Consider the following 13,641-nt stretch of genomic DNA (forward strand, 5'->3'; position numbering starts at 1 on the left):
GGTCCGGTAACCGCTTCGTCGGCGAGATTTAACATTCGCCCGTCCCAAAGAGCGGGCCGGGACTATTCCAGCAATTGCGAGCGAAGCGCATCGTCCCGGTCGAAACCGGTCGCCGCCACGTACTCGCGCATGGACCCGAAGCGGGCGTTCATCTCCGCGATCGTCTCCAGCATCGCCTCGGCCGGCGTCGTCAGGCCGCTCTCGGTCTCCGGCTTGCCGAGGTTCGCGTCGCGCCAGGTGCGCCACCGCGTGATCCCGAAGTTCGACAGCTCGTACTCGCGGGCGATGTCCGCCTCGCCGACGCCGAGCACCGACAGGAGCGCCGCGGCCACCAGGCCCGTCCGGTCCTTCCCCGCCATGCAGTGGAACAGGACCGGCTCCCCGGCCGCGATCACGTCGAGCGAGTCGCGGACCGCCAGGTACCCGGCCTCGTACATGCCCGAGTACCGCTGGCGCAGGAACGGCACCACGTCGGCGCCCGCCGGGTACTCGCGGCCGATGTTCTCCCACTTGACGTGCAGGAGCTCGAAGTGGTGGAACTCGACGCCGTCGATCTCGGGGAAGCGCCCGGCGATCTCCCACTCCTCGGCCCGGCGCAGGTCGATCACGTGGCGGACCCCGAGCCGGTTCACGAGCAGGTCGAGGTCGTCCTCGCTCGCCATCCCGAGGTTGTCGGAGCGGAACACCCGGCCGGTCCTGACCTTCCTGCCGTCCGCGGCGTCCCAGCCGCCGACGTCCCGGAGGTTGAAGACCTTCTCGGCGTCGATGAACTGCTGGGGGAGCGTTTCGAGGGTCATTCGGCTGCCTTCCTGTCTGGGGGACATGGTCGGTTCGGGCAAAGCGAACGGCGCGGACCGCACCGGTCCACGCCGTCGTAGCCCTCATCCCATTATCCCGACGAGTCCGTGAACGCCCTCATGCGTCCGAACCGACCCCGGGAGAACGGCGGCCGTCGTCTACTTCGCGCCCTCCGCAATGGCGAGGAACTGCTTCTTCCCCGCGAGCTCGGACTCGGCCTTCTTGATCCGGCCGGCGTTCCCGTCGGCCTTGGCGCGCGCGAGCTTCTCCTCGGCCTCGGCGACCTGCTGGCGCATCTGGAGCAGCAGCGGGTTCTCGTCGACCGGGACCTTGCGCCACGCCGTGTCGAGCGCGTCGCGGAGCTTGTCCTCGACGGTACGCAGGCGCCGCTGGAGCTTCGCCTGGTTCTTGCGCGGGACCGCGCCGATGTCGTGCCACCCGGCCTGGAGCTCGCGGAACGCGTTCTGCGCGGCCTTCGGGTCGGCCTCGATGTCGAGCGCCTCGGCCTGCTTGAGCAGCTCCTCCTTCGCGGCCTGGTTCGCCTCCAGCTCCGCGTCGCGGGCCGAGAACACCTCGGAGCGCGCGTTGAAGAAGACGTCCTGCGCCGCCCGGAACCGCTTCCAGGCCTTCTGCTCGGCGTCCGGCGCCAGCCGCCCGGCGTCCTTCCACTCGGCCATCAGGCCCTTGAGCGCGTCGGCCGTCGGCCCCCAGTCCTGCGAGGTCGACAGCGCCTCGGCCTGGGCGATCAGCTCTTCCTTCTTCGACCCGATCACCTTGCGCTCGGCGTCGAGCTGCGAGAAGTAGGCCCCGCGGTGGCGCGTGAACGTGTCGCGCGCGGCCGAGAAGCGCCGCCACAGCTTCTGATCGGTCTTCCGGTCGACCCCGTGGATCGCCTTCCACTCCTCGATCATCTCGCTGAAGCGCTGCCCGGACGCCTTCCAGTGGCTGTCGCGGGACGCCAGGTCCTCCGCCTCGGCCACGAGGGCCTCCTTGGCGGCGACGGCCTCGGCGCGCTCCGACTCCTTCGCGGCCTTGAACTCGCCGAGCTTCTCCTCGGCGTGCTTCGACAGGCCGTCCAGGCGGGTCGCGAGGCCCTCGACGTCCCCGACGACGGCGGCGGTGTCCAGGCCCTCGCGGAGCTTGCGCAGCTGCGAGGCCGCCTGCTCCACGTCGGCGGACTCCGAGTTCAGGCGGGCGGCGATGAGATCGACTTCGACCACGAGGTCGGCGTACTTGCGCGCGAAGTGCGCGAGGCCCTCCTCGGTGGAGCCGGCCTGCCACGAGCCGACCGCGCGCTCGCCGGAGGAGGTCTTCACATAGACCGTGCCGTCGGCGTCGATGCGGCCGAAGCTGGTCCAGTCTCCGAGGTCACTCATCGCGGTAATCTCAAATCCTTCACACGAACTTGGGGACGTATTTCCCGTACCTTACGGTGGTCGGCGGGTCGCCGCCAGCCGGGTCGGGGCCGCACGATTCGAGGGGGTCATTCAATTGAGGAGCGAAATCGGCGGCACACCCACCCTACAACCGCCGGTGATCGCCGTCGTAGGGCCCACCGCGGCCGGCAAGACCGCGCTGTCGGTCGCGCTCGCCGAAGCGCTCGACGGCGAGGTGGTCAACGCCGACTCGATGCAGCTCTACCGCGGGATGGACATCGGCACCGCGAAGATCACCGCCGAGGAGACCCGCGGCGTCCCCCACCACGTCTTCGACGTCCTCGACGTCACCGAGCCCGCCGACGTCGCCAGCTACCAGCGCCTCGCCCGCGAGGCGATCGGCGACATCCGAGCCCGCGGCAAGCGACCCGTCCTCGTCGGCGGCTCCGGCCTCTACGTCCAGGCCGCCCTCGACGAGATGGACTTCCCCGGCACCGACCCCGTCATCCGCGCCCGCCTCGAAGCCGAACTCGAACGCGACGGCTCGGCCGCCCTGTGGGAGCGCCTCAAGGAGCGCGACGCCGAGGCCGCGAAGGCGATCCTGCCCTCGAACGGCCGCCGCGTCGTGCGCGCCCTCGAAGTCGTGGAGCTCACCGGCTCCTTCACCGCCTCCCTGCCCGAACCCAAGGCCCACATCGAGGCCGTCCGCATCGGCGTCGACCTCGACACCCCCGTCCTCGACGAGCGCATCGAGCACCGCGTCCAGACCATGTGGGACGCCGGACTCCTCGCCGAAGTCCGTGAACTCGAATCACAGGGACTCCGCGGCGGCCGCACCGCCTCACGAGCCCTCGGGTACCAGCAGGTCCTCGCCCACTTCGCGGGGGAGTACGACGAGTTCGAGGCCTTCCGCCTCACCGTGCAGGGCACGCGGCGCTTCGTACGCCGCCAGCGCTCCTGGTTCAAACGGGACGGCCGCATCGAATGGTTCGATGCGGCCGATCCTCAGTTGTTCGCGAAGGCGCTCACGCGCGCGGGTTCGGAGCCGTCGTCTCTTTCGGGTCGGTGACGGCCACCGGCTCCAGCAGCTCGTTGATCTTGGCGTAGACCTCGTCGGAGAGCGTCACGCCGACGGCCTTGACGTTCTCGACGACCTGCTCGGGACGGGTCGCGCCGATGATCGCGGCCGAGACGTTCGGGTTCTTGAGGACCCACGCGAGCGACAGCTGCGCGATGGTCAGGCCCAGGTCCTCGGCGATGGGGCCGAGCTGCTGGACGCGCTCCAGCACGTCGTCCTTGAGCCAGCCCTCGACGAAGCGCCCGAACTTCGGGTCGGCGCCGCGCGAGCCCGCCGGGGCCGCCTGGCCCGGCATGTACTTGCCGGACAGCACGCCGCCGGCCAGCGGGGACCACACGATCTGGCCGATGCCCAGCTCCTCGGAGGCCGGGACGACCTCGGCCTCGATGACCCGCCACAGGGCCGAGTACTGGGGCTGGCTGGAGACGAGCTGGATCTTCAGGTCCTTGGCGAGCTCGGCTCCGGCGCGGATCTGGTCGGCGGTCCACTCGGAGACGCCGATGTAGTGGGCCTTGCCGGCGTGGACCACGTCGGCGAACGCCTGCATGGTCTCCTCCAGCGGGGTCTCCACGTCCCAGCGGTGGGCCTGGTACAGCTCCACGCGGTCGGTCTGGAGGCGCGTCAGGGAGTTGTCGATGGACTCCTTGATGTGCTTCGCGGACAGGCCGCGGTCGTTCTTGCCCGGGCCCATCGGCCAGTAGACCTTGGTGAAGATCTCGATGCCGTCGCGGCGCTGGTCCTTGAGGGCCCGTCCGAGGACCTCTTCAGCGGCGCCCTGCGCGTACACGTCGGCGGTGTCGAAGGTGGTGATCCCGGCGTCGAGGGCGGCGTTGACGCACGCGACCGCGGCGTCCTCCTCCACCTGCCCGCCGTGGGTGATCCAGTTGCCGTAGACCAGTTCGGAAATTACGAGGCCAGAGCGGCCGAGATGACGAAACTCCATGATCCGAAAGCCTACCTGCCGCGCGGCTAGCGGCAAAGGCAACCATGATCACAGCCCCTAGAGCGGCCCGTCGTCGATGGAGACGGCGCCGTCGAGCTGGCGCATGGCCTCGGCCCGGTCGACGCGGGCGGGGACGAGCTCGTTGCCGTCGAAGCCGAGGGCGCCCCACGAGTAGCCGTCGGTGACCAGGAACCCGGCGGGGTGGACCTCGATGCGCTGGTAGCGCGGGGGGACGACGACGCGGCCGGTCTTGTGGACGGCGAGGACCCGGCCGCGCTGGGCGGCGATGGCGACGCCGTTGACGAACCCGGTGACGGTGCGGCCGTCGGCGGTGGGGGTCTCCATGGCGCCGTAGAGCATGGGGACGACGACGGTGCCGTTCTTGTCGATGGCGCCCCAGTCGGCCTGGCAGACGGCGGCGACGCCGCCGCGGAAGTCCCCGGCCTGGCTGAACGCGGCCTGGACGACCGGGCGCCCGTCGGGGCCGAGGTACCCGTACCGGCCGGTCTGGGGGTCCTGGAACCGGTCGGGGGCGGGGTGCCCGGCGCGTTCGGCCCACCCGCGCGGGGGCGCGCCGAAGCCGTACTTGGCGGCGTGCTCCTCGATGAGGGACAGGGCGGTCTCGACGATCTGCATGACGAACCCGTGCGGGTTCTGCTCGGAGGCGCGCTGGACGTGGATGAGCGATTCGGTGATGCGGCCCTGGGCGATGCACGAGAGCCCGGCGTAGGCGCGGACGGCCCCGGTGAGGGTGCGCGGGAGCTCGCCGGCCTCGGCGAGCGCGAACAGCTGGTCGGCCTCCTCGTAGCGGCCGCGGACGCGGAGGATCTGTGCGAGGCGGGCGCGGGCGGGGGCCAGGAGCAGGTCGGCGCCGACGGCTTCGGCGTACTTGACGGCGGCCGCGGCGTCGACTTCGGCGCCGTCGAAGTCGCCGAGGACGCGGAGGATGACGGCCCGCACGCCGAGGAGCCGCGACTGGTCGGCTTCGGCGGCGTGCCGGGACAACCTGAGGGTGGCTTCCTCGCGTATCTGTTGCAGCGCGCCGGTGTCGGCGATGGCGTGGCGCATGGTGGCGCGATCGAGTGGGCCGAGGGCGCGGAACAGCCCCGCCCGCAAGTCCGCCGCGACATCAACCACGTTGACTACTTTCCGGGGTCAGAGAGGGCTACGTCAGTTTCGAGGGTAAGCCATCGCGACCGGGGAGGGACAGTCGAGCGACCCCGGGCACGATCGCTTTTCGGAGGCGGGGCCGGGCCGGCCCCGCCCGCTCATTTGACGATCTTGCCGAGGTCGTCCTCGGTCGCCTTGTAGCTCATGCGCGCGCGCGGGTTGCGCATCGAGCGCGGCATGATGCTCCGCTGGATCGCGTACCAGTAGAGGCCGCCCATGCGCTGCGTGGTCTTCGGGAAGCGCTTCAGGACGATGCGCTTGACCTTGCGGCTGAGGAACACCGACTCGATGACGATCGCGCCGGTGAGGGCGAGGAGGCCGATGAACAGGTAGCTCTGGAGCTGGATCGAGCCGGCGGTCGAGAAGATGAGGATCGCGAAGGCGCCGAACATGTAGTACTGGCCGATGGACCAGCGCGCGTCGACGATGTCGCGCACGAGCAGGCGCTCGGCTCCGCGGTCGCGGGGGAGGTGGTACTTGTCGAAGAGCGGGTCGCCCTTCCACTGGCCCTCGGCGATGCGGGCGCGCTCGGCTCTGACGTCCTCGCGCGCCTGCTTCTTCTGCTCCTTGGTGAGCGGGCCGCTCTTCTTGACGGCCTCCCGCTTCTCCTTGTTGGTGAGCGGGGGGTTGACCGGCGGCTTGGCCTTCGACTGGTTGGGCCGCTTGGGCGTGGCCTTCCCCTTCTTGTCCGTGGCCGAAACCGGCTTCGGTTCCTCGGTTTCAGGAGCTTCCTGTACGGACTTCTTGGCCACGGACGATCGGCCTTCCTCAACTCGCTGCGGGCGGTGGTCCCCCAAGCATACCTACGCCCGGATCACACCCTATTTCGTGACAGGTCGCTCGATCTTCGCGCCGAGGCCGAGGAGCTTCTCCTCGAAGTTCTCGTAGCCGCGGGTGATGTAGCGGTCGACGCCGTAGACGCGCGAGGTGCCCTCGGCGGCCATGGCGGCGATGAGGTGGCTGAAGCCGGCCCGCAGGTCGGGGATCTGGACGTCGGCGGCGTGGAGCTTCGAGGGCCCGGCGATGACGGCCGAGTGCAGGAAGTTGCGGCGCCCCCAGCGGCACGGGGTCCCGCCGAGGCAGTCGGAGTACAGCTCGATGTTGGCGCCCATGCGGCGCAGCTCGGAGGTGTAGCCGAAGCGGTTCTCGTACACGGTCTCGTGCATGATCGACAGGCCGTCGGCCTGGGTCAGGGCGACCACGATCGGCTGCTGCCAGTCGGTCATGAGCCCGGGGTGCACGTCGGTCTCCAGCGCGACCGGCTTGAGCGGGGTGCCCGGGTGCCAGAAGCGGATGCCGCCCTCGACCGGGTCGTCGTCGACCTCGTACGCGCCGCCGATGGAGCGGAACACGTTGAGGAACGTCATCATGTCGGCCTGCTGGGCGCCGCGCACGAACACGCTGCCCTCGGTCGCGAGCGCCGCGGAGGCCCACGAGGCGGCCTCGATGCGGTCGGGGAGCGCGCGGTGGCGGTAGCCCTTGAGCTCGTCGACGCCGACGATCTCGATCACCCGGTTGGTGTGGACCTTGATGATCGCGCCCATCTTCTGGAGGATGCAGATCAGGTCGATGATCTCGGGCTCGATCGCGGCGTTGCGCAGCTCGGTGGTGCCCTTGGCCATGACGGCGGTGAGCAGGACCTGCTCGGTGGCGCCGACCGACGGGAACTCCAGCTCGTAGCGGATGCCGTGGAGGCCGTTGGGGGCCGAGAGGTGGGTGCCGGCGGCGTCCTTCTCGACGACCGCGCCGAACTGGCGGAGCGCGTCGAGGTGGAAGTCGATGGGGCGGCCGCCGATGTTGCAGCCGCCGAGGTCGGGGATGAACGCGCGGCCGAGGCGGTGCAGGAGCGGCCCGCACAGGAGGATCGGGATGCGGCTGGTGCCGGCGTGGACGTTGATCTCCTCGACGCCGGCGGACTCGACCGAGGTCGGGTCCATGTAGAGCGTGTCGCCGTCGAGTTCGACGTCGACGCCGTGGACGCGCAGCAGCCCGGTGACGACCTCGACGTCGCGGATCGCGGGGACCGAGCGCAGCACCGAGGGGGAGGTGCCCAGGAGGGCCGCGACCATCGCCTTGGAGACGAGGTTCTTCGCGCCGCGGACGGTCACCTCGCCTTCGAGGGGGGTGCCGCCGTGGATGATCAGCATGTCTTCTGCGGGGGTGGCGTCGGTGCTGCTCAACAGGTCTCCTCGGATGGAGTGGAGTACTGGTACGGAAGCCGGGATGCGTCTATGCAAATTTACGGCTCGCAAGCTCGGCCGCGGCTGCGAAGGCCGGTTCCCGGGGAAGTGTTCGTTCACTGGGAGTCAACCGCCACGTCGCCTGCTTGCCGGACGTGAATCAGCGCGGCGGACCAACGATAACGGAATAGCCACAGGGAAAACGCCCAGGTAGCGGTATAACCCTCGGTGATCATGCGCACCCGCGGTACATCGATGACACGTTCGGGGGACCCGGAATCGTTCACCGTGTGGCGAACGACTCCGGGTGCGCGGTCTACGGCAGTGCGAGCATCCGGTCGAGGGCCTCGCGGGCGTAGGAGGCGGTCTGCGCGTCGACGGTGATGACGTTCGGCACCCGCCCGGCCACGAGTTCCTCAAGGGTCCACACCAGGTGCGGCAGGTCGATCCGGTTCATCGTCGAGCAGTAGCAGACGGTCTTGTCCAGGAACGAGATCTTCTTGTCCGGGAAGCGGTTCGCCAAGCGGCGCACCAGGTTCAGCTCGGTGCCGATGGCCCACGAGGAGCCGGGCTCGGCCGCTTCGAGCTGCCGGATGATGTACTCGGTCGACCCGACGTAGTCCGCGGCCTCGATGACCTCGTGCTTGCACTCGGGGTGGACGAGGATGTTCACGCCGGGGTCGGTGCGGCGCATCTCCTCGACGCATTCGACCGTGAAGCGCCCGTGGACCGAGCAGTGGCCCTTCCACAGGATGATCTTCGCGTTCCGCAGCTCGTCGTCGGTGAGCCCGCCGTTCGGCTTGTGCGGGTTGTAGAGCACGCAGTCGTCGAGCGAGTAGCCCATGTCGCGGACCATCGTGTTGCGGCCCAGGTGCTGGTCGGGCAGGAACAGGACCTTCTCGCCGCGGTCGTAGGCCCAGCGCAGGGCCCGCTCGGCGTTCGAGGAGGTGCAGACGATGCCGCCCTCGCGGCCCACGAAGCCCTTGATCGCGGCGGTGGAGTTCATGTACGTGACCGGGACGGTCGCCTCGGCGATCCCGACGCGCTTGAGGTCCTCCCAGCACTGCTCGACCTGGGAGGCGGTGGCCATGTCGGCCATGGAGCAGCCGGCGGCCAGGTCCGGCAGGATCACGCTCTGGTGCCCGCCGGTGAGGATGTCGGCGCTCTCGGCCATGAAGTGCACGCCGCAGAACACGATGTACTCCGCGTCGGGGCGCGCCGCGGCCTGCTGGGCGAGCTTGAACGAGTCGCCGGTGACGTCGGCGAACTGGATCACCTCGTCGCGCTGGTAGTGGTGTCCGAGGACGAAGACGTTGCCGCCCAGCGCCTCCTTCGCGGCCCTCGCCCGCTCGACCAGGTCCGGGTCGGACGGTGCGGGCAGCTCGCCGGGGCAGTCGACGCCGCGCTCGGAGCCGGCGTCGGAGCCCCGGCCCAGCAGCAGGAGCGCGGTCTGGGTGTTCGCAGGTTCAGTGAAGCCCGTCATGGCCGCAATCCTAGACCTTTCCGAGCCCTCCTCAGCCCCCTCGAATCCGGCCCGTCCTGTCACACCCGCCGGGCACCCTTGAGCCCGGGGGCCCAGCAGGCTCGATGCGATGCCGCCTGCCCGCAAACTCGTCCGGCCGTTCTCGTCACACCCCTCGGGCAGTCTTGAGACCGGGGGCGACTCAGGTCCGGCAAGCGGTTGCTTCGCACTCCCCGGCATCCACTACCCTCTACATGTGCGCATCCTCATAGCTCCCGACAAGTTCGCCGGAACCATGAGCGCCGGCGAAGCCGCCGACGCCGTCGCCGCAGGCTGGCTGCGGGCCCGCCCGGGCGACACCGCCGCGACCCTCCCGCTCGCAGACGGGGGCCCCGGCTTCACCGAGGTCCTCGCCCGCGCCAAGCCGAAGGCGCAGCTGCGCACCGTCGACACCGTCGACCCCCTCGGCCGCCCGATCAAGGCCGACTACCTCCTCGACGGCGACACCGCCTACATCGAGTCCGCCGCCGCCTGCGGCCTCCACCTCCTCGCCCCCGAGGAGCGCGACCCCGTCCGCACCACCACCTACGGCGTCGGCCTGCTCATCGCGCACGCCGTCGAGAGCGGCGCCCGCCGCGTCGTCATCGGCCTCGGCGGCTCCTCCACCAACGACGCCGGCGCCGGGATGCTCACCGCCCTCGGCTGCGTCTTTCGCGACATCGCCGGCGAGCCCGTCCCCTACGGCGGCGGCGGGCTCATCTCGGTCCACGGCGTCGAGGGCCAGCCCCGCACCCGCGGCGTCATCTTCACCGCCGCCACCGACGTCGACTCGCCCCTCCTCGGCCCCCACGGCGCCACCCGCGTCTTCGGCCCCCAGAAGGGCGCCGACCCCCGCGCCGTCGAGGCCCTCGAACGCGCCGTCGCCCACTTCGCCCGCACCCTCGAAGACACCCTCGGCCTGCACGGCGCGGCCGAGAACCCCGGCGCCGGGGCCGCCGGCGGCATGGGCTTCGCCCTGTTCCTCCTCGGCGGCTCCCGCGAGTCCGGGGCCCGCCTGACCTGCGACGCGGTCGGCCTCGACGCCGAGATCGCCGCCGCCGACCTCGTCATCACCGGCGAGGGCTCCTTCGACGCCCAGAGCCTGCGCGGCAAGCTCGCCGCCGAGGTCGCCGCGGGCGCGGCCGCCCACGGCAAGCCCTGCCTCGTCCTCGCCGGGCGCTCGGACCTCGACGCCCACCCGGGCCTCGCGGGCGTGTACTCCGTCACCGGACTCCTCGGCAGTGCGGAGGAGGCCATGGCCAGACCGGTCGAGGGACTGACCTCGCTCGCCGAGAAGGTGGCGAAGGAATGGCATGCATAGGTACCGTCGGATACCGGCCGGGATGATGCGTCTCACCGTTCCCCGTCTGATAGCGGGAATAGCGACGCCGCTGATCCGGTTGGGTACTGTTGACGGGTCGATTGGACCCGGTCGACCCGGGTTCGCACACATCAGAGGAGTAGCAAGTGAGCGCCACTCAGCAGGCTGACGAGGTCAAGGACAACGCCAAGGTCGGCGTCGTGCTCACCGAGGCCGCGGCCGTCAAGGTCAAAGCCCTGATCCAGCAGGAAGGCGAAGAGGGCCTCCGCCTGCGCGTCGAGGTCAGCCCCGGCGGCTGCTCCGGCCTGCGCTACGGCCTGTTCTTCGACACCGACGTGCGCGACGGCGACATCGTCCAGGACTACGAGGGCTTCGGCGTGATCGTCGACAAGATGAGCATCCCGTACCTCATCGGCGCGAGCATCGACTTCGCCGACCGGATCGACGCCCAGGGCTTCACCATCGACAACCCGAACGCCCAGGGGTCCTGCGCCTGCGGCGACTCGTTCCACTAGGCCTCCGGCCAGACTTTCGAAGCCCGGTCGGACGCTTTCGCCGGCCGGGCTTCGCCGTGCGCTAGGCTGGGCGACCCCCGGCGGGCGATCCGCTTTCGTCCCGCATTTTCCGAATCCGAACTTCCCGTCCCCGACCGTAACGAGGACCCTTTCAGTGGCACTTGTCGTGCAAGGCATGAAGACCGCCGTCACCGGAACGACCGCCGAGGCCGTCGGCCACGGCATGGCCCGCCTCGGGCAGGCCCCGGTCGTCCTCGGCGCCGAAGAGCTCGACCTCATCGAGGTCATGGAGCGCGGCGGGTCCCTCGGGCTCATCCACATCGGACCGGCCGAGGCGAAGGCCATGCACGCCTACGCCGACCAGGCCCGCGACCTCGGCCTCGAATTCAGCGCCGACCCCGGCGACCTGGAGGGCGATGAGGCCGTCGAGTTCCTCACCGGCGCCAAGTTCCTCGTCACCAGCGAGCACCGGTACCACCTGCTCCAGGCCACGACCGGCCTCGCCGACGACGACATCCTCGGACGCGTCCGCGTCCGGGTGACCACACTGGACCAGGACGGCGTCGAGATCGCCGGCCACGACATGGACCGCGTGCGCGTCCCGTTCGCCCGCGCCCACGAGATCATCGACCCCGCAGGGGGAGTCGAGGCGTTCACCGCCGGGCTCCTGTCCGGGCTCGGCTGGGGCATGAGCCTGCGCCGCGCCTCCGAGGTCGGCAGCCAGCTCACCGCGCTGGCGCTCGAATCGGTCGGGCCGCAGGGGTACGCGGTCAACCCGGTGGACTTCGTGAACCGCCTGGAGCAGTCCTACGGACCCGCCGCCGCGGCCGAGGCCTCCGCCTACCTGTTGCCCGAGTGAACTCACGGGTCCTATTGACCCGCAACGGAAACACTCGTCTCATAAAGCGGGATTTAGGCGGCAATACCGCCGCAACAATGCATGCGCAAGGTCTCTGGTTACCGTCCGGCGGGTAACGATTTCACAACGTACTCTTTTCTTTAGTTGTGTTGTGCGACATGGTGTGAGTTATCCCACGACCCACTCACACCCTTGGAGCGTTCCCAGTGCGACGAATGCGAATGACGGTGGCCGCCATGGCGGTCGCCGGGCTCGCGGTATCCACCGCTGCCTGTACCGGCGATGAAGGCGATGTCGACGGCGAGGGCGGCGGCAGCGGCGGCACCGTCAACATGCAGATCGGCGAGATCCGCAGCCTCGTCCCGGGCGGCTCCGGCGAGTCCGAGGGCTACCGGATCATCAAGAACGTCTACGACGGCCTGGTCTACTACGACCGCGAGACCGGCGAGCCGGAGAACCTCGTCGCCGAGGAGATCACCTCGCCCGACAACCAGGTCTGGACGATCAAGATCAAGGACGGCCTGACCTTCCACAACGGCGAGCCGGTGAACGCCGACGCCTTCATCCGCTCCTGGGACCGGACCGCGCTCGCCTCGAACGCGCTGCCGCTGAACTACTTCTTCGGCACCTTCGAGGGCTACGCCGAGATGAACCCCGACCCGCTCCCCGAGGACCAGTGGGCCGACCCGGAGGTCACCGAGTGGGCCCCGATCGACGTCACCCACCTCTCCGGCGTGACCGCCGTCGACGACCTGACGATCGAGGTCAAGCTGGCGGCGCCGTTCATCGGCTTCCCGACCATGCTCGGCTACGAGGCGTTCTACCCGGTCGCCGAGGCCTGCCTGGCCGACCTCGAAGCCTGCGAGGCCCAGCCGATCGGCAACGGCCCCTTCATGTTCGAGGAGCCTTACGACATCGAGGCCGGCGGCACCGCCGTCCGCTGGGAGGACTACGCGGGCGACATGCCGGCGCAGATCGACGCCGTCAACTGGAAGGTCTACCTCGAAGGCGACGACTGCTGGGCGGACTTCCTCACCGGCGACATCGACGTCTGCCGCCCGACCGCGGCCGACTACGAGAACGCCATGAACGACCCCGACCTGGAGTCGCGCCACATCCAGCAGGACGACCCGAGCATCCTGATGCTCGCGTTCCCGCTGTACGACCCGCAGTACCAGGACGTCAACCTGCGCCGCGCCATCTCGATGGCGATCGACCGCGAGGGCGTCGCGAACGTCGTCGGCCCCGAGCGCTTCTACGCCCTCGACCAGTGGGTGCCCGACTCGATCCTCGGCGGCGGCACGCACTCCTGCGGCGAGTTCTGCACCTACGACCCCGAGGCCGCGGCCGCGCTCCTGGAGGAGGCCGGCGGCTGGCCCGAGGGCGAGAAGATGCAGATCTGGGTGAACGACGCGGCCGACAACGTGGACATCTTCCGCGCCATCGGCGACTCGATCTCCCAGTCGCTGGGCATCGAGTACGAGCTCGTCACGCTCGACTTCCCCGAGTTCCTCGCCACGCGTGAGGAGCACGGCGTCGACGGCCCGTTCCGCTCCGGCTGGGGCCCGGACTACAACCTGAACGAGAACTACCTGGAGCCGATCTACGGCGGCGGCCCCGACGTGAACGACCAGGGCTGGGCGAACGCCGACTACGACGCGAAGATCCTGGAGGCCGGCGCGGCCGCGACCCTCGACGAGGCCGTCGCGCTCTACGCCGAGGCCGAGGCGATCCTCGCCGCGGACATGCCGAGCGTCCCGGTGTTCGGCGAGCGGTTCAACTACTTCTACACCGAGCGGCTCGAGAACGTGTACGTCCACCCGATCTACAGCGGACCGGGCGGCGACTGCGAGCTGCGCGAAGTCACGATCGCCGAGTAGCGCCCGACAACTGAAGACCG

Annotated in this window: 12 protein-coding genes; 5 read left to right on the top strand and 7 right to left on the bottom strand. The window is 69.9% G+C overall.

What is annotated here, in order from left to right; genetic code table 11:
* Positions 1-62: 62 nt before the first annotated feature.
* Complete coding sequence (locus DI269_RS05070; RefSeq protein ID WP_157974768.1) at positions 63-797, bottom strand: tyrosine-protein phosphatase; 735 nt, start codon at positions 795-797, stop codon at positions 63-65.
* Positions 798-956: 159 nt separating this feature from the next.
* Complete coding sequence (locus tag DI269_RS05075; RefSeq protein WP_112134028.1) at positions 957-2,174, bottom strand: DUF349 domain-containing protein; 1,218 nt, start codon at positions 2,172-2,174, stop codon at positions 957-959.
* Here DI269_RS05075 and miaA point away from each other — a divergent pair.
* Positions 2,173-3,243, top strand: coding sequence for a tRNA (adenosine(37)-N6)-dimethylallyltransferase MiaA (miaA, locus tag DI269_RS05080; protein ID WP_408612264.1), 1,071 nt, complete (start codon positions 2,173-2,175; stop codon positions 3,241-3,243). The genes DI269_RS05075 and miaA overlap by 2 nt on opposite strands.
* On the opposite strand, the gene DI269_RS05085 is transcribed toward miaA, so the two are convergent.
* The 5 genes from DI269_RS05085 to nadA form a co-directional block, all read right to left on the bottom strand.
* The gene (locus tag DI269_RS05085) at positions 3,200-4,195 is read right to left on the bottom strand and encodes an aldo/keto reductase family protein (protein WP_112134030.1); all 996 of its coding nucleotides are present in this window, start codon (positions 4,193-4,195) and stop codon (positions 3,200-3,202) included. The genes miaA and DI269_RS05085 overlap by 44 nt on opposite strands.
* Before the next feature lie 57 nt (positions 4,196-4,252).
* A complete protein-coding gene (locus tag DI269_RS05090; protein ID WP_157974769.1) occupies positions 4,253-5,332 on the bottom strand; it encodes a WG repeat-containing protein in 1,080 nt (359 codons plus the stop codon).
* 131 nt (positions 5,333-5,463) lie between these two features.
* Positions 5,464-6,117, bottom strand: a complete 654-nt coding sequence (locus DI269_RS05095; RefSeq protein ID WP_157974770.1) for a DUF3043 domain-containing protein — start codon at positions 6,115-6,117, stop codon at positions 5,464-5,466.
* Between the two features lie 69 nt (positions 6,118-6,186).
* Positions 6,187-7,512, bottom strand: a complete 1,326-nt coding sequence (murA, locus tag DI269_RS05100; protein ID WP_112134085.1) for a UDP-N-acetylglucosamine 1-carboxyvinyltransferase — start codon at positions 7,510-7,512, stop codon at positions 6,187-6,189.
* A 349-nt stretch (positions 7,513-7,861) separates the two neighbouring features.
* Positions 7,862-9,028, bottom strand: coding sequence for a quinolinate synthase NadA (gene nadA, locus DI269_RS05105; RefSeq protein ID WP_112134033.1), 1,167 nt, complete (start codon positions 9,026-9,028; stop codon positions 7,862-7,864).
* 235 nt (positions 9,029-9,263) lie between these two features.
* Here nadA and DI269_RS05110 point away from each other — a divergent pair, with 235 nt between their 5' ends.
* The 4 genes from DI269_RS05110 to DI269_RS05125 all read left to right on the top strand — a co-directional run bounded on the left by DI269_RS05110 (position 9,264) and on the right by DI269_RS05125 (position 13,621).
* Positions 9,264-10,367, top strand: coding sequence for a glycerate kinase family protein (locus DI269_RS05110; protein ID WP_198667166.1), 1,104 nt, complete (start codon positions 9,264-9,266; stop codon positions 10,365-10,367).
* Between the two features lie 146 nt (positions 10,368-10,513).
* Positions 10,514-10,882, top strand: a complete 369-nt coding sequence (gene erpA / locus DI269_RS05115) for an iron-sulfur cluster insertion protein ErpA (RefSeq protein WP_112134035.1) — start codon at positions 10,514-10,516, stop codon at positions 10,880-10,882.
* A 154-nt stretch (positions 10,883-11,036) separates the two neighbouring features.
* Positions 11,037-11,741: a carbohydrate kinase family protein gene (locus tag DI269_RS05120; RefSeq protein WP_157974771.1), complete on the top strand. Its 705-nt coding sequence runs from the start codon at positions 11,037-11,039 to the stop codon at positions 11,739-11,741.
* Positions 11,742-11,956: 215 nt separating this feature from the next.
* The gene (locus DI269_RS05125) at positions 11,957-13,621 is read left to right on the top strand and encodes a peptide ABC transporter substrate-binding protein (RefSeq protein WP_112134037.1); all 1,665 of its coding nucleotides are present in this window, start codon (positions 11,957-11,959) and stop codon (positions 13,619-13,621) included.
* Positions 13,622-13,641 lie beyond the last annotated feature (20 nt).

Origin of the sequence: Glycomyces dulcitolivorans, assembly GCF_003265355.1 — a bacterium.
Taxonomy (GTDB): domain Bacteria; phylum Actinomycetota; class Actinomycetes; order Mycobacteriales; family Micromonosporaceae; genus Glycomyces; species Glycomyces dulcitolivorans.